This window comes from Amycolatopsis sp. NPDC114505, assembly GCF_055633615.1.
In genome coordinates this window covers 724587-745021 of sequence record NZ_JBVKDV010000002.1, presented here as the reverse complement: position 1 = coordinate 745021, position 20435 = coordinate 724587, and the positions used below count along the sequence as shown (strand labels likewise).

19 protein-coding genes are annotated in these 20435 nt (G+C 72.0%); 7 read left to right on the top strand and 12 right to left on the bottom strand.

Going from position 1 to position 20435, the window contains the following annotated elements; all coding sequences use genetic code 11:
- Positions 1–7: 7 nt before the first annotated feature.
- Positions 8–2884: a S8 family serine peptidase gene (locus tag ACZ7OU_RS21555; protein WP_470256376.1), complete on the bottom strand. Its 2877-nt coding sequence runs from the start codon at positions 2882–2884 to the stop codon at positions 8–10.
- Between the two features lie 308 nt (positions 2885–3192).
- Positions 3193–4764, bottom strand: a complete 1572-nt coding sequence (locus ACZ7OU_RS21550) for a deoxyguanosinetriphosphate triphosphohydrolase family protein (protein ID WP_470238303.1) — start codon at positions 4762–4764, stop codon at positions 3193–3195.
- Positions 4765–4865: 101 nt separating this feature from the next.
- Here ACZ7OU_RS21550 and ACZ7OU_RS21545 point away from each other — a divergent pair, with 101 nt between their 5' ends.
- Positions 4866–5246: a PASTA domain-containing protein gene (locus ACZ7OU_RS21545; RefSeq protein WP_470256375.1), complete on the top strand. Its 381-nt coding sequence runs from the start codon at positions 4866–4868 to the stop codon at positions 5244–5246.
- A 143-nt stretch (positions 5247–5389) separates the two neighbouring features.
- On the opposite strand, the gene ACZ7OU_RS21540 is transcribed toward ACZ7OU_RS21545, so the two are convergent.
- Positions 5390–6022: an SRPBCC family protein gene (locus ACZ7OU_RS21540; RefSeq protein ID WP_470256374.1), complete on the bottom strand. Its 633-nt coding sequence runs from the start codon at positions 6020–6022 to the stop codon at positions 5390–5392.
- Entirely contained in the window at positions 6019–6366 is a 348-nt protein-coding gene (locus ACZ7OU_RS21535; protein WP_470238306.1) for an ArsR/SmtB family transcription factor, read from the bottom strand. The genes ACZ7OU_RS21540 and ACZ7OU_RS21535 overlap by 4 nt, the downstream gene beginning before the upstream one ends.
- Before the next feature lie 145 nt (positions 6367–6511).
- Between ACZ7OU_RS21535 and ACZ7OU_RS21530 the strand changes: the two genes are divergently transcribed.
- Positions 6512–8173 (top strand): GGDEF domain-containing protein, encoded by a 1662-nt coding sequence (locus ACZ7OU_RS21530; RefSeq protein ID WP_470238307.1) that lies wholly within the window; start codon positions 6512–6514, stop codon positions 8171–8173.
- Here the strand turns inward: ACZ7OU_RS21530 and ACZ7OU_RS21525 are convergent.
- Positions 8170–9117, bottom strand: coding sequence for a TetR/AcrR family transcriptional regulator (locus ACZ7OU_RS21525; protein WP_470256373.1), 948 nt, complete (start codon positions 9115–9117; stop codon positions 8170–8172). The genes ACZ7OU_RS21530 and ACZ7OU_RS21525 overlap by 4 nt on opposite strands.
- A gap of 41 nt (positions 9118–9158) precedes the next feature.
- Here ACZ7OU_RS21525 and ACZ7OU_RS21520 point away from each other — a divergent pair, with 41 nt between their 5' ends.
- Both ACZ7OU_RS21520 and ACZ7OU_RS21515 read left to right on the top strand, forming a co-directional pair.
- Positions 9159–10334: a glycosyltransferase gene (locus tag ACZ7OU_RS21520; protein ID WP_470256372.1), complete on the top strand. Its 1176-nt coding sequence runs from the start codon at positions 9159–9161 to the stop codon at positions 10332–10334.
- A 9-nt stretch (positions 10335–10343) separates the two neighbouring features.
- Complete coding sequence (locus ACZ7OU_RS21515) at positions 10344–10736, top strand: nuclear transport factor 2 family protein (RefSeq protein WP_470256371.1); 393 nt, start codon at positions 10344–10346, stop codon at positions 10734–10736.
- Here the strand turns inward: ACZ7OU_RS21515 and ACZ7OU_RS21510 are convergent.
- The 4 genes from ACZ7OU_RS21510 to ACZ7OU_RS21495 are packed head-to-tail and all read right to left on the bottom strand — an operon-like array spanning position 10724 to position 14332.
- Positions 10724–11872, bottom strand: coding sequence for a sulfotransferase family protein (locus ACZ7OU_RS21510; protein ID WP_470256370.1), 1149 nt, complete (start codon positions 11870–11872; stop codon positions 10724–10726). The genes ACZ7OU_RS21515 and ACZ7OU_RS21510 overlap by 13 nt on opposite strands.
- A gap of 8 nt (positions 11873–11880) precedes the next feature.
- A complete protein-coding gene (locus tag ACZ7OU_RS21505; protein ID WP_470256369.1) occupies positions 11881–12669 on the bottom strand; it encodes an SDR family oxidoreductase in 789 nt (262 codons plus the stop codon).
- A complete protein-coding gene (locus tag ACZ7OU_RS21500; RefSeq protein ID WP_470256368.1) occupies positions 12666–13856 on the bottom strand; it encodes a hypothetical protein in 1191 nt (396 codons plus the stop codon). The genes ACZ7OU_RS21505 and ACZ7OU_RS21500 overlap by 4 nt, the downstream gene beginning before the upstream one ends.
- Entirely contained in the window at positions 13853–14332 is a 480-nt protein-coding gene (locus tag ACZ7OU_RS21495; RefSeq protein WP_470256367.1) for a nuclear transport factor 2 family protein, read from the bottom strand. The genes ACZ7OU_RS21500 and ACZ7OU_RS21495 overlap by 4 nt, the downstream gene beginning before the upstream one ends.
- Before the next feature lie 39 nt (positions 14333–14371).
- Between ACZ7OU_RS21495 and cysD the strand changes: the two genes are divergently transcribed.
- The 3 genes from cysD to ACZ7OU_RS21480 all read left to right on the top strand — a co-directional run bounded on the left by cysD (position 14372) and on the right by ACZ7OU_RS21480 (position 17876).
- A complete protein-coding gene (gene cysD / locus ACZ7OU_RS21490; protein ID WP_470257640.1) occupies positions 14372–15304 on the top strand; it encodes a sulfate adenylyltransferase subunit CysD in 933 nt (310 codons plus the stop codon).
- Positions 15304–17112 (top strand): adenylyl-sulfate kinase, encoded by a 1809-nt coding sequence (cysC, locus tag ACZ7OU_RS21485; protein WP_470256366.1) that lies wholly within the window; start codon positions 15304–15306, stop codon positions 17110–17112. Before cysD ends, cysC begins: the two co-directional genes overlap by 1 nt.
- 113 nt (positions 17113–17225) lie before the next feature.
- Complete coding sequence (locus tag ACZ7OU_RS21480; RefSeq protein WP_470256365.1) at positions 17226–17876, top strand: hypothetical protein; 651 nt, start codon at positions 17226–17228, stop codon at positions 17874–17876.
- Position 17877: 1 nt separating this feature from the next.
- Here ACZ7OU_RS21480 and ACZ7OU_RS21475 read toward each other — a convergent pair whose 3' ends face one another.
- The 3 genes from ACZ7OU_RS21475 to ACZ7OU_RS21465 form a co-directional block, all read right to left on the bottom strand.
- Positions 17878–18525 carry a response regulator gene (locus tag ACZ7OU_RS21475; protein WP_470238317.1) on the bottom strand — a complete coding sequence of 216 codons (648 nt, stop codon included), beginning with the start codon at positions 18523–18525 and terminating at the stop codon, positions 17878–17880.
- Entirely contained in the window at positions 18522–19745 is a 1224-nt protein-coding gene (locus tag ACZ7OU_RS21470) for a sensor histidine kinase (RefSeq protein ID WP_470256364.1), read from the bottom strand. The genes ACZ7OU_RS21475 and ACZ7OU_RS21470 overlap by 4 nt, the downstream gene beginning before the upstream one ends.
- 115 nt (positions 19746–19860) lie before the next feature.
- Positions 19861–20400 carry a snapalysin family zinc-dependent metalloprotease gene (locus tag ACZ7OU_RS21465; protein ID WP_470238319.1) on the bottom strand — a complete coding sequence of 180 codons (540 nt, stop codon included), beginning with the start codon at positions 20398–20400 and terminating at the stop codon, positions 19861–19863.
- Between the last annotated feature and the right edge of the window lie 35 nt (positions 20401–20435).

Below are 20435 nucleotides of genomic sequence, written 5' to 3'. Positions count from 1 at the left end.
CGCTTCGTCACAGCGGGTGCACCGGCCCGTTGTTCGTGTATCCCCGCACGTTCGACGGCGCGCCGGCCGCCGGGGGCTGCACGAACCCGTTGATGTGCAGGGCGACCGAGCGGATCGAGCCGACGTCGCCGCCCGCCGCGTCGACCACGGCGAACGTCCACGTGCCGTCGACCGCCGCGGCGGTCAGGCCGCCGGTCAGCGACTGCGTCGGCCGCCACGTGCCGGTGAACGGCGCGTTGGCCGAAGTCACCGTGCTGAACGCGGTCGCGGCGGTGTCGGCGAAGACGACCTTGCACAGGTTCTTGCCGGAGCCGCCGTTGCGCTGGAACACCGTCGCCTTCGCCCCGGAGGGCGCGGTCAGCGTGCCGACCAGGTCACCGACGTAGGTGTGGTCCAGTCCGACGGTGGTCGAGGCGGTGTCGGTGTTGCAGGTGCTGCCGTCGATCGAGAAGCCCACCTTGGACGCGCGGCCGACCCCGGTGACCGGGATGGTCACCGACGCGCCGACCGGGCTGTTGTCCGGGATCGCCACCGGCGCGCCGGTGTAGGCGAAGTCCTGCGCGACCGGCGACGGGGTGCCGACCGGGAGCGAGAACGTCTGCGTCGTCGGCGAGTGCGCACCGGCGAAGCTGACGCGGGCGTTCAGGACGACCGGCGCGCCGAGCTGCTGCGTCGCCGGGACGGTGATGGTGAAGTCGTTGACGCCGGTCTGTCCCGGGCTGATGGTGCCGTAGGACTTGGACCGCGGCGCCACCGTGACACCCGGGGTCGGGCTGGTGAGCACGACGCTGGTGGACACGGCGGTGCCGTCACCGTCGTTGGTCACCGGCAGCGTCACCTTGGCCGTGTCGCCCGGGTCGAGCGCGGAGCCGCCGTCGGCCGGGGTGACCGTCGGCTGCTTCGCGACCGCGAGCGGCTGCGGGCTGGCACCGGTGTAGGCGAGCACCTTGTCCGCGAGGATGACGCCGGCACCGGTGAAGTTGTCGTTGCCCGGCTTTTCGATGTCGATCGCGGTGTTGATCAGTGCCTCGCGGACGTCCGACGGCGGCAGGCCGGGGTTGCCCGAAAGGACCAGCGCCGCGATGGCTCCGGCGTGCGGGGCGGCGGCCGAGGTGCCGAAGAACGGGCTGAAGCCGGTGACGCTGGTCTTCACGCCGTCGGCCGCGGTGATCTCCGGCTTGTTCCGGACCTCACCACCGGTCGAAGACACGTTGCCCGGGGTGATCGGGGTGCCGTCGGCTTCGTAGAACATGCGCCGCGGGCCGTCCGAGGTGAACCGCTCCGCCTTGGACGCGCCGCTGAACGCACCCGGGAACGGGCCGGTCGGGTTGGCCGGGTCGCCCGGCTCGAGGGGACGGCCGAACGCGGCGGCCGCCGGGGTCGCCGCGACGCTGAAGGCGTCCCGCGCGGCCGAGTGGCCGACCGTCACACCCGGGGTGTTGTAGGCCTTCAGGCCGTCCGCCGAGTCCTTGAACCGGCCGCGCAGCGCGGACAGCGACAGGTAGCGGGCCTGCCCGGAGAACTTCACGACGGCCAGGCGCAGCCCGGTGCCGCCGAAGATCGGCGTCTGCAGGATCTCGAACGGGTCCTGCGTGCCGTCCTGGACGTTCTGGCTGAAGCTGACCACGGCCCCCGCGGAGTTGAGCAGGTAGAGGTCGTAGTCGTTCGCCGACGCGCCGAGCGGGTCGGACCAGTGCAGCGTCACCGGGACCTGAGCCGACGAGGCGTCCGAAATGGGCTCGTAGATCTGGTTGCCCGCGGCGCCGGCGAAGTTGTGCGCGACGCCGGCGAACTTGCCGACCGACTTGCCGGAGTCGACGAAGTCGCCTTCCCAGTGCCCGGCGGTGCCGTCGGCGACGTTGCCCTCGTTGCCCGCCGACGAGAAGTACAGCGCGCCGTCCGCGGTCACGTCGTTCACGGCCTGGGCGATGATCCAGTCCTGGAACGGGGATTCCTTGAAGTAGATGACGTCGTCGACGATGACGTCGCAGTGCGACTCGAAGCGCAGCTTGCGGATGTTGTCCGCGAAGCTGGCGTCGGAGTTGAACGCCGAGGCGAAGCCGAGCGCGGCGTTGGGCGCGAGGTCGTGGATGATCTCGAGCATCGCGGTGCCCTCGTCGCCGTCGCCCTCCTGCCCGGCGATGACGTCGACGTTCGGCGGGAGCTCGCCCTTGGCCTGCGAGGCGGCCAGGGAGTCGACGCCGTCCGACAGCGCGCACGCCTTGACGCCGACGCCGGTGACGCCGAACTGCTGGCGGGCGATGTCGGCGTTGTGGGCGCGGTCGCCTTCACTGGTCAGCGTGGCGGCCGCGGCGGCGCTGCGCTGGGACTTGGCGGAGACGGCCTTCTGCAGCTCGCCGGCGATCCGGTCGGCCTTCTGCTGCTTGGTCTCGGTCTTGACCGGCGTCGTCGCCGGGGTGGCCAGTTCGCGGGCGGTCATGGCCTGGTCGGCCTGCTCGACGCGCTTGACGTCGCCGCGGGCGGCGATCTCGCCGACCTTGGCCAGCGGGACCTCGGCGCGGACGCTGCCGTACCGGTCGGACACCGCGCGGATGCCCGCGCCGGCCTTGGTCAGCGAGGAGATGAGGTCCGGGGAGACCTTGCTCGCGCGGATGTCGACCAGGACGGTCCCGGTCGAAGAAACCTGAGCCCCCGACTGCAGTGCATTGAGCTGCTTGGTGACGCCCTTCTCGGCGGCGAGCAGATTGCTGTCCACTTTGGACTCGGTGGCGGTGCGGCCCGCCTTGACCGCCTGCAGGGCGGCGATCTGCTGCTGTGCGACTTCGCTGAAGGTGTCCGGTGTGGATGCGGTGGCGGCGCCCGCGGCGGGCGGCGACACGAGGCCGAGGGCGGCGAGCAGCGCCGCGGCCCCGGCTGTGAGCACAGTGGATCTCGATCTCGTGGAACGGGTACGACGCACGTGCGCCCTCCGATTATCTCCAGGCGCGTGCCCCGACTCACGCTGACCGATCGCCGGTGATCACCGGCAGGATCAAGCTAAGTACTGTGAGTTCCCTGTGAGCAGCGGCCGTTCGAGTGACATCGGATGGAGAATTTCCTGAATGGACCGTAAGTCGTAGGCCGTTCAGCGGAACCGCACAACCGTTACAGGACGAACGAAACGGACCAGCGCGTCAAGCGGTACCACTGCACGGGATCGCCGGATCGGACAAGAACCGGACAACTCCTCGATCAGAGGACGAAGGAGTCCGACCACGGCTGGGCGGCCCGCCCGGACAGGGCGTCCAAGAGGGTCACCGCCTGCTTGTCCGTCAGCGAAGCCACGAAGTCCACCACCGCCCGGCCGCGCGCCAGCCCGCGCACGGCGTCCGGCCCGGATACCGGCTCCCCCGTCGCGCCGACGAGCAGCTCCGGTGCCGAGCGCGCCAGGCCCGTGTACTCCGCGTGCGCCAGCTCCACCAGGTCGTGCAACCGCCGCGGCAGCCGGGAAACCTCGTCGCGGTCGAGCAGCCACGCGTCGAGCGCGTCGACCAGGCTCGACACCACCCCGGCCTGCCCGCGCTGGTGCAGCGCCAAGTCGGGGCGCAGCAGCACGAACCGGCGGTGCACGAACTTCAGCACCTGGACCTCGTGCCACTGGGCGGGGCGCAGCGAGACGTGGCCGGTGCGGGTGGACGGGGACGCCAGCACGAAGACGCCGTCGACCAGGCGTGCCGTCCAGTTCGCCGAGAACGCCGCCGTCGCCTGCTCGGCCTCGATCGAGCCGTCGAACTCCGCGGCCAGCAGGCCGTCGACCAGCTCGGCGCGGACCCGGGCGACCGCCGCGGCGAACGCGTCGTCGTCGACGATCCACGCGTCCTTGACGTGCATCCGGCGGCGGACGCGCTCGAGCGACCGGCCCGGCCGGCGCAGCTCCGCGTGCAGCGTCTCGTCGTCCAGCGCGGCCAGTTCCGCCGCGTGCTCGAGCCACTCCCCCAGCTCCGCGGCGACCGGCGCGTGCTGCAGGACGCCGATGCGGTGGAAGTCCTGCAGGTCGTGGATGGCGTAGGCGATGTCGTCGGCGGTGTCCATCACGGACGCTTCGACGGTCTGCTGCCAGCCTTCGACGCGCCCCGCGAACGCCGCGCGCGCCTGCTCGAAGTCGTCGAGTTCGGTGGCGTAGGCGGAGAACTTGGCCGCGCCGGTGCCGGGCGACTGGTCGGGCTCGCCGGCCCCGCGCGGCGGCACGGCCATCGCGGACGGGTGCGGCGCCGGGTGGTGCAGCCGCAGCCACGGGTACTTCAGGACGGCCGCGCGCACCGCCGTGGTCAGGTCGAGCCCGATCGCCGACGGCCCGCGCACGTCGGTCGTGGTGATGATGCGGAAGGTCTGCGCGTTGCCCTCGAAGCCGTCGGCCAGGCCGAAGCGGTGGCGGGCGATGCGGTCGAGGGTCTGCTCGCCGAGGTGCCCGAACGGCGGGTGCCCGAGATCGTGGGCGAGCGCGGCGGCCTCGGCGACGTCGAGGTCACAGCCGCCCAGCTTGTCGACGAGGCCGGCGTCGTCCCCGGCGGTGATCCGCTCGGCGATGGCCCGCGCGACCTGCGCGACCTTCAGGCTGTGGGTGAGCCGGTTGTGCAGCAGCCCGGCGCCGCCGGCGCTGACCACCTGCGTGACCCCGCCGAGGCGGGCGAAGAACGGCGAGGCGGCGATGCGGTCGCGGTCGATCCGGAACGGGCTGGTCGCCAGGTCGGTGAACCCGCCGGCGCTCGCGGCGGGATCCCGCCGCACCGCCCGCGGGTCGGTCTGCTCGCTGCCCTGATCCATGCGCCCGACCCTATCCGGCGGGTTCCGGTTCACCCGATCGATGGGCAACATCGCGAGTTCACGGATCGATTGAGGGGGTATCCATCAACGGAGGAGCCGCCATGAACCGCCCGATTCGCCTCGCCGCCGCCCTGGTGCTCGGTGCCGGGCTCACCGCCTGTGGCGCCGGGCCGGCCGGCAGCCCCGCGTCGACCGGCACCTCGGCCACGACCGCCGCCGGAACGACTGCCGCGCCGTCCGCCACGACCGCCGCCGCGCTGATCAAGGTCCCGGACGTCTCGGGCATGAACCACCAGGACGCCCAGGACGCGATGCAGAAAGCCGGCCTCTACAACCTGCGCGAGGTCGACGGCACGGGCCAGGGCCGGATGCTGGTCCTCGACCGCAACTGGGTCCAGACGGGCCAGGACCCGGCCCCCGGCACCGAAGTCCCGGCCGACGCGGTGATCACCCTGACGGCGGTCAAGAAAACCGATCGCTGACCCGTGTCGTCCATTCCGGTACGCGTGTCGTCCATCGGCGTACGCGTGTCGGCTATCCCGGTACGCCCCGGGAACGGGACCCGGACGGACGACACGCGTACCCAGGCGGACGACACGCGTACCTGGACGGACGACACGGCGGGTCAGGCCTCCGGCGGGGTCGTGTACGCCTTCAGCGTGCGGTCCGCCGCCGCCCGTGCCTTCGCCGGGTCCGCGCCCGCGGCGACGTCGGCCTCGTACCAGGCCTCGTTCGACGCCGTCATGAACCGGATGCCCTCGGGCGACATCATCCAGGCCATCGCCGCCTCCGGGTCGACCGCCTCGCCCGAGGCCAGGTGCAGGACCAGGCCAACCAGGGCGCCGTCCCAGCCGATGCCGACCGCGCCCGGGCCGAACTCGTCCCAGCGCTCGTCGACGTGCGCGACGTGCTCCAGCTCGAAGCGGGTGCCGTCACCCTCGGGCGTGAGGCGGACCTCGACCCAGCTGACGTTGCCGCCGTACTCCCACGTCGCCGCGAAGCTCTTCGGCGGGTCGCAGCGCTCGACCGTGCCGCCCGCGTTGCCCTCGAACTGGTACTTCCCGCCGAGCTTCAGCTCGCCGCTGATCGGCAGGAACCAGCGCGGGATGCGCTCCGGGTTCGTGCAGGCGTCCCACAGGTCGTCGACGTCGGTGTCGTAGACCTGGCCGATGGTCAGGACGCGGGCCTCCTTGCCTTCGAGCACCCGGTCGCCGAGCGTCCTGCGGACGGCGCTGATCTGGTGGCTGACGTCGATCACGAACCTTCTCCTTCGGTGAGGCGCCGCGCGCGCTTGCCGCGGGCGATTTCGGTGGCCAGTGCGTCCAGCGGCGGGGTCCAGTACCGGCGGAACCGGTCGAGCCAGTCATCGATGTCCCGCAGCGGTGCGTGACCGACCGCGTACAGCCGCCGCGTCCCGTCCTGGCGGACGACGGCGAAACCGTTCTCGCGCAGCACTTTCAGGTGCTGGGACACCGCGGGCTGCGAGATGCCGAACTCGGTCCGGATCACCTCGGTCACCGCGCCGGCCGCCCGCTCGCCGTCGGCCAGCAGCTCGAGGATCCGGCGGCGGACCGGATCACCCAGGACGTCGAACGCGTGCACCCTGCCAAACTACAAGTAGCGACTTATATAAGTCAACTCTGAACTAGTGGCAGATGTCACCCTGCGTTACTCCGATTCGGGCATCGGTGGTGAACATCAGTCGACATCGGTTTCGTTTCGCGGCCCGACCGGCGACGATCGGGGCGTGAAGTCGCCACGCGCGGTCCGCTTCGCTTTCCAGCCGCTGTACAGCCTCCACACCGGAGGCGTCGTGGCTCACGAAGCGCTGGCCAGGCCGGGCCAGGGCACCGTCCCCGAACTGCTCACCCAGGCGCGCCGCGACGGCCGCCTCGCCGAGGTCGACCTCGGGCTCGCGATCGCCGCCGTCCGGCAGGACGAGTCGTCCCTCCCCCTGCACCTCAACCTCTCCGCCCGCACCCTCGCCGCGCCGCTGGCCATGTACGACGACCTCCTCAAGGAGCTCGTCGACGCGGGCCGCCGCACTCGCGACGTCGTCCTCGAGATCGGCCCGCCGTTCGCGCCGCTGCCCGCCGACCGCGCCCTCGCCGGGATGCGGACGCTCACCGAGCTCGGCTTCCGGCTCGCGCTCGACGGCCTCGGCCGCGGCGACCTGCCGCTCGGCCTGCTCGTCGAGGCCCCGGTCGACCTGGTCAAGCTCGACCGCACGGTGCTGCGCGGGCTGCCGGACGACCCCGCGTCGGCCGCCATCGTCGAGGCGCTGCTGCACTACACCAACCGGACCGACACCCGGCTCGTCGCGACCGGCGTGGAGACCGACGCCCAGCTCGACGCGGTCCGCGGCCTCGGCGTCCGGATCGCGCAGGGCAACCTGCTGGCCCCGCCCACCGCCGCGGGCCCCGCCCCGGCGCTGCTGACGCGGGACCGGACGACGCGCGCGGCGGGTCCGGCGCAGTGCGTCGGCGACTTCCTCCGCCCGGCCACGACGCTGCCGGAAACCGCGACCTGCGACGAGGTCCGCGAAGTGCTGGCGGCGGCGGACGCGCCGAGCGGCGTCATCGGGATCGACGAGCTGAACCGGCCGCGCTGGTCGGTCGACCGGACGCGGTTCCTGGTCGCGGTCACCGGCCCGTACGGGCACGCGCTGCACGCGAAGCGCCCGGCGGCCCGGCTCGCGGACACGCCGCACACGATCGAGGCCCGCGCGGGCGCGATGGAGTTCCTCGAGCTGGTCACCGACGCCGACTGGGGCCGCACCGGCGACGACGTCGTCGTGGTCGACGACGTCGGCCGCTGCCTGGGCGTGGTGCTCGTGACCGAGGTGGTGCGCGGGGTGGCCGAGGCGAAGGTCGAGGCCGCGGCGGCGTTGAACCCGCTCACGCGGCTGCCGGGCAGCGACACGGTGGCCCGCGACGTCGCCCGCCGGATCACGATCGGCGAGCCGTTCGTGGCCGCGTGGCTGGACATCGACGCGTTCAAGGCGGTCAACGACACGGCCGGGTTCGCCGCGGGCGACGACCTGATCCGCGAGCTGGGCGGCGCGCTCACCGGGCTGACCGGGCAGCTGCGCCGGATGCGGGTCAGCCACGTCGGCGGCGACGACTTCCTGGTGGTCTGCGACGTCGACGAGATCGCGACGGTGGCGGGCGCCCTGCTGGACCGTCATTGGACGGCCGACGGCATGCCGGTGACGGTTTCGCTGGCGACGCTGGTCTGCGCGAGCGGCTCGATCCGGTCGTACCAGGAGGTTTCCCGGTTGCTGGCGCCGTTGAAGAAGCGCGCGAAGGCGGTGCCCGGGTCGAGCTGGGTCCTCAGCCGGCCGGGTTCGGACCGGATCGAGGTGCTGCGCGGCATCGGCACGCGCGGTTTGCAGGCGGCCGCGGGTTAGTTCCGACCCTGTTTCCCACTCACGACCAGCTGAGCCTGGATCGACGCCGCGGCCCATGCGACGTAGTCCTCGTGCGGCCAGCCGCACACGGTCGTCAGGTGGTCGTACGCCTCGTGGGAGGTGAGCAGGCCGATCGCGTCCGCCAGCCGGCCGGAAGCCGGCATTCCCGCCGCCGCCAGCCGAGCGGTGATCTCTTCGCGGCGGGCCGCCGCCAGCTCCGCGCGAACCGCGGCCACCGCAGGGTCGGCCATCGCCGCCGTCGTGAAGGCACGCCAGATCGGCAGTGATCCGCGCACACCGGCGGCGACCCGCGCGACCACCGCCGGCAGGTCCGCCGGGTCGGGCGGGCCGGCTGGATCGGGCAGGCCGGCCGGGTCAGGCAGGTCGGCTGGATCGGGCAGGCCAGCTGGCTCGGCTGGGTCGGGCCGGCCGGCCGGGTCGGCTGGGCCGGCCAGGTCGGCTGGGTCGGGCGGGCCCGCCGGCGCGTCCAAGGCCGCCGCGTCCGGCGCGTCAGCCGAGCCCGCCGGACCGGCCAGCGCGGCCATGTCCGCCGCATCCGGCAGGTCTACCTGGCCGGCCGGACCGGCCAGCGCGTCCGGGTTCGCCGCGTCCGGCAGGTCAGCCGGGCCCGCCAGCGCGTCCGCCGCGTCAGCCGGGCCGGGCGGGCCAACCAGCGCGTCCAGGTTCACCGCGTCCGGGTTGCCCGCGAAGCCGTCGCGGAACGCCGCGAGCAGCAGGTCCGCCTTGCGCCCGGCCTGCGTCACGGTCTCCAGGCTCACGCCGGCCGCGGCGGCGATCTGTCGCACGCTCGTGCCCGCGTAGCCGCGTTCGGCGAACAGCCGCCCGGCCGTCTTCACCACGTGCTCCCGGGTGCGACGGGCGCGGGCCTCGCGCACCGGGGACTCGTAGCGGCGCCGCGCGCCCTCGGATTCCGGTATCGTCATCAATTGGATAGTACAGCGTATCGGTCAATCAAGGGGGACCCATGACCCGCGTGCTCGTCTGCGTGCACCCCGCTCGCGGCCACGTCGGCCCGACCAAGCCGATCGTCGAAGCCCTGCTCGCGGCCGGGCACGAGGTCACCGTCGTCACCGGCGCGCGCTACCGGGAAACCTTCGAAAAGCTCGGCGCCACAATCAAAGTCCTCCCGCCGGAGGCCGACTTCGACGAGACCGACCTCGACGGCTCCATCCCGGGCCGCGCCGGCCTGAAGGGACTCAAGCTCGCCCGCTTCGAGCTGACGAACTTCGTCCGCGCGATGCCGGCCCAGCTGAGCGTCCTGGACCTCGACGTCGACGTCGTCCTGTGCGACCCGCTCTTCATGGCGGGCCTTGCCCTGGTACGCCGCGAACACCGGCCACGCGTGCTCGTGCTGGGGTTCCTGCCGTTCCTGCCCCCGGTGCCGAGCGGCCCGAACAGCGCGATCCTGAAGATCCTCGCCCCCTGGGTCCTCCGGCCGGCGCAAAACCAGGCCCGCACCGCACTGGGCGAAGACCCCGGCATGCTGTTCACGGACTGGCCGCTGCACAGCGACGGCGTCCTGCAGATGACCTGCCCCGGCTTCGAATACCCGCGCCCCAACGCCCCGCTGCACTTCATCGGGCCGACGACCGTCAGCGCGGCGAGCGAGCACCCGCTGCCGCCGTGGTGGGCCGACCTCGACGGCTCGCGCCCGATCGTCCACGTCACCCAGGGAACCGTCGCCAACGACGACCTCGGCCGGCTCGTCGAACCCACGATCGCCGCCCTCGCCGGCGAGGACGTGCTGGTCGTCGCGACGACGTGCGGCGGCGAGCTGAGCCCGGGTCCGCTGCCGGCCAACGTCCGCGTCGCCGACTTCCTGCCCTACGACGACCTGCTCCCCCGCTGCGCCGCGATGGTCGGCAACGGCGGGTACGGCGGCGTCAACCACGCCCTCCGCCACGGCGTCCCGCTGGTCGTGATCGGGGCCAGCGAGGACAAGCGCGAGGTGGCCGCCCGCGTCAAGTGGTCCGGCGCCGGGATCGGCCGCGCCCGCGCCTCGGCGTCGCCGCGGACCATCCGGCGGGACGTCCGCGCCGTCCTGGACCAGCCGCGCTACCGGGACCGGGCGCGGGAGTTGGCCGCCGAGATGGCCGCCGGCCCTTCGATGGACGACGTCGTCAAGCTGATCACGGCGTAGGGTTCCGGCATGGACGCCGAGATCCGCGCCGCGATCGTCGAGCACTGGACCGCTTCGGAACAAGGCGACGTCGAACGCGAGCACGCGATCTACGCCGACGACGCGATCCTCGACTACCCACAGTCCGGAGAGCGCTTCCGCGGCCGCGCGAAGATCCAGGCCCAGCGCGGCGGGCACCCGGCCGAACGGCACTTCACGATCGGCCGCATCCAGGGCAGCGGTGCCCTCTGGGTCAGCGAGTGCGTGATCACCTACGACGGCGCGCCGACCCGCACCGTGAGCATCATGGAGTTCGCCGGCGGGCTCGTGACGCACGAGACGCAGTACTTCGCCGACCCGTTCCCGGCGGCACCCTCGCGGGCGGAGCTGGCCGAGCCGATGCCCGGCACTCAGGAGCCGTAGCCCGCGAAGCGCTCGTCGACCTCCTCGGGCGTCAGGCCGAAGTCCGCCAGGCTGTACTTGTGCACCGGCTTCGCCGACCCCGTGCGGCTTTCCTTGTGCACGGCGGTCATCGCCGCCCGCGCGTCCGGGGTGAGCGTCAGTCCGAAGTGGTCGTACACAGTGGACACCGTGCCGATCGGGTCGGCGACGAAGTCCTCGTACCGCACGTCGCAGAACTGCGCCGGGTCGTAGCGCGTCCGGGCCGTGCGGAACTCGTCGGCGCCGCGGGCCCACAGGTCCAGCTGGGACTTGCCGATCACCTCGCCGCGGAACTTCGTCGACCAGCCGTCCGCGGCCTTCTCGGCGAGGCTGCACATCGAGCCCATGATCGTGCGCGGCGCGCGGTGGGTCTGGATGACCAGCGCGTCCGGGTACGCCGCCATCAGCGCGTCCAGGGCGAAGAGGTGGCTCGGGTTCTTGAGCACCCACCGCTTGCCCGCGTCCGGCAGCCCGATCAGCTGCAGGTTGCGCCGGTGGCGGGCGTACGCGTCGGTCCAGTCCTGCTTCGCGAGCCACCGCGAGTAGCGCGGCACGTGCGCGAGGCATTCGAACGACAGCGAGCGCATCGACTGGCGCAGCAGCTGCCAGCACTCCTCCACCTGGTCCGCGGACATGTGGTGCACGCCCATGAACTCCGGGTGCTCGACGTGGTGCCGCTCGTAGCCCGCCTGGATCCCTTGGTACACGGGGTTGTCCGCCCACGTGTCCCGCGGCGGCCGCGGCTGCGGGACCTCGGCGAGCCAGACTTCGAGACCCTGGTGCCCCGGGTCCTCGGCGAGCAGCCGGTGCAGCGCGGTGGTGCCGGTGCGCGGCAGGCCGGTCACGAAGATCGGCCGCTCGATCGGCACCGAAGCCGACGCCGGGTGCTGCTTCCAGCCCGCTTCGCTGAGCAACCGGGCGACGAGCGCGCCGCGCAGCATCGCCCGGTGCACCTTGTTGCCGAACGGCGTCAGGTCCTCGTCGGCCTCGTACGACTCCAGCAGCACGCGCAGGCCTTCGACGTACTCGTCGCCGCCGAAGTCGTCGAGCCCGGTGAGCTTGGTGGCCGACGCGTGCAGGTCCTCGACGGTGCCGACGTCTTCGCGGCCGGGGAGCATGGATCCTCCTAGTGGTGGTACTCGCCGCCGTTGACGTCGAGGCACTGCCCGGTGATCGCGCGCGCCATCGGCGAGGCGAGGAACACCACGGCGTCGGCGATCTCGTCGGGTTCCGGCAGCTTCCGCAGGTCTATTGTGGACGCCGTTTCGGCGTAGACCTCTTCCGGCGTGATGCCGCGTTCCTTGGCCAGGTAGTTGAAGTACCACTTGAGGTTCGGCGCCCAGATGTACCCCGGCGCCACGGTGTTGACGCGGATCCCGTCCGGCCCGAGCTCGCTCGCGAGGCTCTGCGAGAGCGACAGCAGCGCCGACTTCGCCATCTTGTACGCGCCGAACGTGCGCCGCGAGTGCCGCAGCACCGCGGAGTTGATCATCACCAGCGAGCCCTTGCTCTCCTTGAGCGCGGGCAGGAACAGCCGCGTCAGCCGCAGCACCGAGATGCCGGCCGTTTCGAACCCGGCCCGGACGGCGTCGAGGTCCACAGTGGCCAGATCGGTGAGCGGCGGGACGGCGAAGGCGTTGTGCACCAACGCGTCCACCCGGCCGAACGCCTCGACCGCCTCGCGCACGAGGTTCGCGGCGGAGTCCTCGTCGTCGATGTCGGTGCGGACCGCGACGGCGCGCCGGCCGAGGTCGGTGACCTCCTTGGCGACCTCGGTGAGGCGCGACTCGGTGCGTGCGGCGAGCACGACGTCGGCGCCCGCCTCCGCGCTCCGGACGGCGATCGACCGGCCGAGCCCCGGCCCGATGCCGGAGACGACGACCACCTTGCCCCGCAACAGATCCGACACGCTCACCCCAGCATCCTGGCGGCGACGGCGTCCTGCCGGGCCGCGATCCGCGCCGACCACTCGGCCGGCGTCACGCGCGCTTCCGCGTAGTGGGGCAGCCGGTCCGGCAGCTCGTCCACCTTGACGACCTCGACGACCGGGCCGTCGTCCGGGCCGAGGTCCCGCGCGAGCCGCTGCCAGCGGATCTGCACGTACCCGCGCTCGTGCCCGGTGCGCTCCAGCCAGTTCGCGACGCCGGGGTCGCGCTCGCTGATGACGAACCGGATCTTGCCGTCCGGGTCGACGCGGGCCTGGTCGGCGGTGAGGCTCGTCTGGTGGTTGATGTAGTCGAGCGAGACGTACCAGAGGCTGCCCAGCTGGATGCCCTGGTACGGCGCGTCCGCGCAGCGCGGCACGGTGACGATCATCGCCTCTTCGTCGCCCAGCTCGTAGTGCCCGGCCGAGGAGAACTGCGTGGTCAGGCCGCCCGGCGTCGAGCGTGGCTCGGTCATCGTGTTCACCGGCAGGTTGTCGTAGAACCACTTCGGGAACGCGAGGAACGTCTTGAGCCGGCTCAGCAGCATCTTGCCGACGACGCCGTAGCGCTTGGCCATCACCGAGCGGTCGGGCACCGGGGGCGCCTGGCCCGCCGTGTCGACGCACCGGATGCGGATCTCACCGCGCTTCTCGGTCGCCCAGTCGCTGTGGACCTCGCGCACCACGAGCATCGACGAGCCCTCGCCGAGGACGAAGTAGTTCGGCCCCTGGTTCTCGCGAGCCGGGCCGAAGCGCAGCTCGAACCGGCCGTCTTCGCCGATTTCGATCGCACGGTCGTCGAACGCGGCGAGGCTGTCGGGCACCACGACCGGCGAGTAGTCGCCGTTGAGGATCTGGAAGCTCAGGTCGGCGGTGGTCCCGCGGACGCCGGTGACGACGTACTCGCGGTCGGCGCGGATGTTCGCGTTGAAGTACAGCGTGTCCGGGTTGTCCAGGCCCATCTTCGTGTACGGCCCGGTGGACGCGGTGAAGTACGGGAAGTCGCGCTGGTAGGCCCAGGCCATCTGCAGCGACGCGCGGATGCTCCCGGCGAGGTAGTCGTAGCCCTCCAGGAGACCCTGCTCGGTCTGCGCGGGCGGGGCTCCGGCGATCAGCTTCTCGGCTTCGGCGATCGCGTCGGCGAGCGACCCGGTCAACGAGAACTCGTTCTCGATCATGCCGGCACGGCCCAGCGGTTCGCGAGCAGCCGGAAGCCCGGGTTGTCCGCCCAGGAGAGCATCGACTCGTACGTCCTGACGTACCCGATGTGCGTCATCCGCCAGGCGCCGTCGGCCTCCCGGCGGTAGGTGTCCTCGTAGAACGCGGCCCCTTCGATGATCACCTTGTGCTCGGGCACGATGACCTTGTCGGTGAACGACCACCGCCCGGTCGCGGTGTCGCCGTCGATCTCGATCTCCGGCTGACCTGCGTGGTGCACGGTGATGATGCCGTTGCCGAGGCTCTCGGTGAGGAACGCGACGATGGCGTCACGGCCTTCGAAATGCTTGCCGTCCTCACCGGTCGCGCGGGTCCCGTAGTCGGCCGTGGCGTCGGCGGTGAAGGTGTCGGCCACCTCGTCCCACTGCTTCAGGTCGACCGCGCGGAGGTAGCGGTACTTCAGCCGGCGGATCTCTTCGAGTACGACCAGGTCCATCGTCCCAGGATCGCGCACCGCTTGACCGATGACAAGAACATGTTCTACTTTTTTCCGGTGTCCGTGACCTCGTACGAGCTCTCGCACCTGGCCGCGCTCGAAGCGGAGGCCGTGCACGTCTTCCGCGAGGTCGCGGCGACGTTCGAGCGTCCCGTCCTGCTCTTCTCCGGTGGCAAGGACTCGGTGGTGATGCTCCACGCCGCCGCGAAGGCGTTCTGGCCGGCGCCGCTGCCCTTCCCCGTGCTGCACGTCGACACCGGCCACAACTTCGACGAGGTGCTGCGGTTCCGCGACGAGACCGTCGCCGCGTTGAACCTGCGGCTGGAGGTGGCGAGCGTGCAGGACGACCTCGACGCCGGCCGCGTCGTCGAGGAGACCGGTCCGGGAGCCAGCCGCAACCGGCTGCAGACGGTCACGCTGCTGCGGGCGATCCGCGAAGGCGGCTTCGACGCCGTGTTCGGCGGCGCCCGCCGCGACGAGGAGAAGGCCCGCGCGAAGGAGCGCGTGTTCAGCTTCCGCGACGAGCACGGCCAGTGGGACCCGCGGGCGCAGCGCCCGGAGCTGTGGAACCTCTACAACGGGCGGCACCGGCGCGGCGAGCACATCCGCGTCTTCCCGCTGTCGAACTGGACCGAGCTCGACATCTGGCAGTACATCCGCGACGAGCGGATCGCGCTGCCGCCGCTGTACTACGCGCATCGCCGCGAAGTCGTCCAGCGCGACGGCATGCTGCTGGCGGCGACCCGTTTTCTGTCCCTTGTGGACGGCGAGACGCCCTACGAGGCGACCGTGCGCTTCCGGACCGTCGGCGACGCGACGTGCACCGGCTGCGTCGAATCGTCGGCGGCGACACCGTCCGAAGTGGTCACCGAGGTGGCCGCCACCCGCGTCACCGAACGCGGGGCGACGCGCGCCGACGACCGGATTTCCGAGGCAGGCATGGAAGACCGCAAGAGGGAAGGCTACTTCTGATGCAGCTGCTGCGGATCGCCACGGCGGGCAGCGTGGACGACGGCAAGTCCACGCTGATCGGGCGGCTGCTGTTCGACTCGAAGGCGATCTTCACCGACCAGCTCGCCGCCGTCGAGCGTGCCAGCCGGGAGCGCGGCGAGGACTACCCGGACCTCGCGCTGCTCACCGACGGCCTGCGCGCCGAGCGCGAGCAGGGCATCACCATCGACGTCGCGCACCGCTACTTCGCCACGCCCAAGCGGAAGTTCATCATCGCGGACACGCCGGGGCACCTGCAGTACACGCGGAACATGGTGACCGGCGCGTCGACGGCCGACCTGGCGCTGGTCCTCGTCGACGCGCGCAAGGGCGTGCTCGAACAGTCGCGGCGGCACGCGTTCCTCGCGTCGCTGCTCGGGATCGGGCACCTCGTGGTGTGCGTCAACAAGATGGACCTCGTCGGGTGGTCGCAGGAGCGGTTCGAGGAGATCCGCGAGGAGTTCCGGCGGTTCGCGATGAAGCTGGACGTCGCCGACCTGACGTTCGTGCCGGTGTCGGCGCTGCACGGCGACAACGTCGTCCACCGCAGTGCCAGCATGCCTTGGTACGAAGGGACTTCGCTGCTGCACCAGCTGGAGGAGGTGCACGTCGCGTCCGACCGCAACCTGATCGACGCGCGGTTCCCGGTGCAGTACGTGATCCGCCGGCCGGACTTCCGCGGTTACGCGGGCACCATCGCCGGCGGCGTGTTCAAGCCGGGTGACGAGGTCGTGGCGCTGCCGTCGGGGTTCACCTCCCGGGTGCGCGCGGTGTGGGGCCCGGGCGGGAAACCGCTTTCGGAAGCCTTCACCGGCCAGGCGGTCACCATCGAGCTGGCCGACGACCTCGATCTGGGCCGCGGCGCGATGCTGTGCCGCCCGGGCAACCGCGCCGAGTCGGCCCGCGAGGTCGACGCGCTGGTGTGCTGGTTCTCCCCCCGGTCGTCCTTGACGCCGGGCAGCTCGTTCGTCGTCCGGCACACGACGACCGAGACGCGCGGCTCGGTGGAGAAGCTGGAGTACCGCCTCGACGTGACGACGCTGCACCGGGACGCCGCGGAGTCGTTGTCCCTGAACGACATCGGCCGCATCCGGCTGCGCACGCGCGCGCCGCTGCTGTTCGACCCGTACCGCCGCAACCGCGCCACGGGCGGGTTCCTGCTGGTGGACGAGCACACGGGTGACACGGTCGCGGCGGGCATGATCACCGGCGCTCCGCTGTCCCCGGTCGTCTGGCACACGGCGGCGGTCCGCCGCGAGGACCGCCCGACCCGCGGCGCGACGGTGTGGCTGACCGGGCTGTCGGCGTCGGGCAAGTCGTCGGTGGCGGTGGAGCTGGAGCGCCGTCTCGTGGCGGCGGGCCGCCCGGCCTACCTCCTGGACGGCGACAACCTGCGCCACGGGCTGAACAAGGGTCTCGGCTTCAGCCCTTCGGACCGCGCCGAGAACGTGCGGCGGGTGGCGGAGGTGGCCCGCCTGTTCGCGGACGCGGGCGTGGTGGCGATCGCGTCGCTGATCAGCCCGTATGCGTCGGATCGCGCTTCGGCCCGGGAGATTTCCGGGGATCTGCCGTTCGTGGAGGTCTTCGTGGACACGCCGCTGGAGGTGTGCGAGGCCCGCGACCCGAAGGGGATGTACGCGAAGGCGCGGGCGGGTGAGATCCGGGGGTTCACGGGGATCGACGCGCCTTACGAGCGGCCGGAGTCGCCGGACCTGGTGCTGCGCCCCGGAGACGGCGACCCGGCCGCGATGGCGGCGGCGATCCAGGCGCTCCTGGACAACGTCACTTAGAGCGCGCCCTTTTTGGCCACGGAGTTACGCCGGAAGCGTGTGCGTCACAGATCGTTTTGTGGTCTGATACCCCCGTTAGCCCGTTTGGCGTAGAGGGGGATTCAGTGAGAAGCGTGGTCTGGTGGTCCGTCGGCCTGCTGATCGGACTGGGGTTCATGGCGCTCGGCCTGTTCGGTTCCGGGGAGCCGAGCGGCAAGGTGCTGTGCGGCAGCGAAGAGATGCGACCGGGGCAGACCTGCGACCGGACCCAGTACGGCCAGACGACCAGCGAGACCTACGAAGAGAAGCGCCAGGAGTCGATCGACGACGCGGCCACCTTCAAGAACGGCGGCCGCTGGGTCACGTTCGGGATCGGCGCGGCCATCGCGGGCGCGTGCGGCTGGCGACTGGTCATCGCGATCCGGCGGCGCGCCGGCCAGGGATCCGGCCCGGCTGGGCCCGTCCCGGCCGGGTCCGTCCCGGCTGGGTTCGTCGCCGGGCAGCAGGTCGGCTTCGCGCCGCAGCAGGGGTTTCCGCAGCAAGGGTTTCCCGCGCCACAGGGATTCCAGCAGCAGTCGGGATTCCAGCCGCCGCAGGGCTTTCCGCCGCCGCCGGGCGTTCAGCAACCGCAGGGCTTTCCCCCGCCGCCTGGCATTCAGCAACCGCAGGGATTCCAGCAGCCGCAAGGCTTTCAGCAGCATCCAGGATTCCAGCCGCCGCAGGGCTTTTCCCCGCCGCAGGGATTTCAGCAACCGCCGCCGGGGTACCAGCCGCGTCAGCAGTAGCTCAGCCGGCCGGGGTGACGAAGCCCGAGTCGTACGCCCGGATCACCGCCTGGGTCCGGTCCCGCGCCCCCAGTTTCGCCAGCACGTTGCCCACGTGCGTCTTCACCGTCTGGATCCCCAGGTACAGCTCGCCCGCTATCTCCACATTGGACAGTCCGCCCGCCATCAGCCGCAGGACCTCGCGCTCCCGCTCGGTCAGGCTCGCGCTCGCCAACCCGTCGCCGGTCGGGGCGTGGTGGGCCGCAAGGCGGCGGATCGCCGCCGGGAACAGCAGGGACTCGCCCGTCACCACCGTCCGGATCGCCGCCACGATCTCCTCCGGCCGCGCCCGCTTGAGCAAGAAGCCGCTGGCGCCCGCGAGCAGCGCGTCGTACACATAGTCGTCGTTCTCGAACGTCGTCACCACGATCACCTTCGGCGGACTGTCCATCGTGGACATCAGGTGCGTGGTGGCCCGGATCCCGTCCACCGCGGGCATCCGGACGTCCATCAGCACGACGTCCGGGCGCAGCCGGGCCACCAGCCCGGGCACCTCGGCGCCGTCCGCGGCCTCGCCGAGCACAGTCAGGTCCGGCTCGCTGTCGATGATCGCCCGCAGCCCGGCGCGGATCAGCGGCTCGTCGTCGACCAGCAGCACGCCCGCGCTCATCGCCCGCTCCCCCACGGCACCCGCACCACGACCTCCCACCGCTCGTCCACCCGTCCGGCCGACAGCGCGCCGCCGAGCACCCCGACCCGCTCGGTCATCCCGCGCAGGCCGCGGCCACCGCCGGTGCCGGAGCCCGTCCCCAGCGGGTTGGCGACCCGGGCGACCAGGCCGTGCGCGGCGACGTCGACGACCACCGTCACCGGGACCCTACCGGCGTGGCGCACCGCGTTGGTCAGGCATTCCTGCAGGATCCGGTACACCTCGCGCGACACCACCGCGGGCACCGCGGCCAGGTCGCCACCGATCTCGGCGACGACCTCGGTGCCGGCCAGCCGCGTCGTTTCGAGCAGGGTCGCTAGCTCGGTGAGCGCCGGCTGCGGCGTCCGGCCGGCCGCCTCGTCGCGCAGCAGCCCGAGGACGTGGTCGAGGTCGTCGAGGGCCGTGCGGGCGGACTCCTCGATCGCGCCGAGCGCGCGTTCGGTGAAGTCCGGGTCGGTGCGCAGGGTCCGCCGGGCGGCACCGGCCTGGATGGTGACGACGCTCAGCGCGTGCCCGACCGAGTCGTGCAGCTCCCGGGCCAGGCGGTTGCGCTCGGCGAGCTGCCCGGTCCGCCGCTCCAGCTGGGCGATCCGGTCGGCGGCGGTCATCCCGAGCAGCCGCCCCGCGACCCGGCGCAGCACGGCGCCGGTCGCCCAGACGGCGTAGATCAGCACGACCACGCCCACGGTGAACACGACCGGCAGCCACACCGACGGCCAGCCGGTCGGCACGGTGACCTCGTCGCCCCCGGCGGTCTGGACGAGATGCCCGGTGAACACGGCGCTGATCGAGACACCGATGGCGACGGGCGCGGCGAGGCTGAAGAAGCTGACGACGAACCCGGCGACGACGTGCAGCACGAACATCCCCGCGGCCCGCCGCCGGCCGGGCCGGGTCCGGGGTTTCGCGGGGGCGTCGGGCACGGGGTCGTCGAGCAGTTCGCGCACGGCGGTGGACTCGAGAACGTGCACGGCGGGCAGGAAGGCGGTCGCGGCGAGCACGAGCAGGGTGAGCAGGCCGCCGACGAGGGTCGCGCGCTCGACGGTGGTGACGAACGGCAGCAGCGACGGCACGGCGACGGCGGAGAAGAGCAGGTAGGGCACGCTGATGGCCCCGCCGAGCACGAGGTACACCCAGCGGCGGTAGGTCGCCTTGCTCAGCAGCGGGCGGAGTACGCGCACCGGTCGATCTTCGCAGGCGGCTCCGGTGCGCGCCTCCCCCTCGCGATGGAGCGCGGGTCGTGAGTGGGAAACAGTGTTCTAACCCTGTTTCCCACTCACGACCGGCACCGGGCGGCTAGGCGACGTTCCGGGACGCAGCCTCCGAAGCAGCGAAGCCGTTCACCCACAAGGACTGCACCTTCGCCGCCTCCGCCGCGGACGGCTTCGCGTTCTTGCACGCCGTCCCCGGGCCGTGGCCGGACATCAGCTCCGTGCACGGGCCCGTGTAGTGGTCCGGCAGGCCCAGGTTGTGGCCCAGCTCGTGCGCCGCGATGCGGGTCGGGTCGAAGCCCTCCGCCACCTGGCTCGTGTCCAGGTAGATGTCGCCGCGGCCGTGGCCGTTCGTGTTCGTGTACGACCCGCCGCTGTGGATCTCGTGGAACTTGATCGTCGCGCCCGAAGTGCGCTTGACCAGCTTCACGTCGGTGACCGCGGCGTTCCAGTTGGCCGCGCCCTGGTCGATCTGGGCGAGGTAGTCCGGCGCGCCCGACGAGCTGTAGTACAACGTCGTGACCGCGGCCGCCGAGGCGGCGGGAGCGACCGCGAGCCCCAGGCCCAGCGGGGCCGCGAGTGCCGTGGCCACCGCCACGATCCGGCCGATCGCGCGTCCGTTCATCGTGTCTCCTTCGTCCGGTTTAGAGAACACTTCAC

What these genes read in the sequence shown, in the direction of transcription:
- ACZ7OU_RS21550 (WP_470238303.1), bottom strand. Translation starts at nt 4,764, where the DNA reads ATGGATCAGGGCAGCGAGCAGACCGACCCGCGGGCGGTGCGGCGGGAT.
- ACZ7OU_RS21545 (WP_470256375.1), top strand. Translation starts at nt 4,866, where the DNA reads ATGAACCGCCCGATTCGCCTCGCCGCCGCCCTGGTGCTCGGTGCCGGG.
- ACZ7OU_RS21525 (WP_470256373.1), bottom strand. Translation starts at nt 9,117, where the DNA reads ATGACGATACCGGAATCCGAGGGCGCGCGGCGCCGCTACGAGTCCCCG.
- ACZ7OU_RS21520 (WP_470256372.1), top strand. Translation starts at nt 9,159, where the DNA reads ATGACCCGCGTGCTCGTCTGCGTGCACCCCGCTCGCGGCCACGTCGGC.
- ACZ7OU_RS21515 (WP_470256371.1), top strand. Translation starts at nt 10,344, where the DNA reads ATGGACGCCGAGATCCGCGCCGCGATCGTCGAGCACTGGACCGCTTCG.
- ACZ7OU_RS21510 (WP_470256370.1), bottom strand. Translation starts at nt 11,872, where the DNA reads ATGCTCCCCGGCCGCGAAGACGTCGGCACCGTCGAGGACCTGCACGCG.
- ACZ7OU_RS21500 (WP_470256368.1), bottom strand. Translation starts at nt 13,856, where the DNA reads ATGATCGAGAACGAGTTCTCGTTGACCGGGTCGCTCGCCGACGCGATC.
- ACZ7OU_RS21495 (WP_470256367.1), bottom strand. Translation starts at nt 14,332, where the DNA reads ATGGACCTGGTCGTACTCGAAGAGATCCGCCGGCTGAAGTACCGCTAC.
- cysD (WP_470257640.1), top strand. Translation starts at nt 14,372, where the DNA reads ATGTTCTACTTTTTTCCGGTGTCCGTGACCTCGTACGAGCTCTCGCAC.
- cysC (WP_470256366.1), top strand. Translation starts at nt 15,304, where the DNA reads ATGCAGCTGCTGCGGATCGCCACGGCGGGCAGCGTGGACGACGGCAAG.
- ACZ7OU_RS21475 (WP_470238317.1), bottom strand. Translation starts at nt 18,525, where the DNA reads ATGAGCGCGGGCGTGCTGCTGGTCGACGACGAGCCGCTGATCCGCGCC.
- ACZ7OU_RS21465 (WP_470238319.1), bottom strand. Translation starts at nt 20,400, where the DNA reads ATGAACGGACGCGCGATCGGCCGGATCGTGGCGGTGGCCACGGCACTC.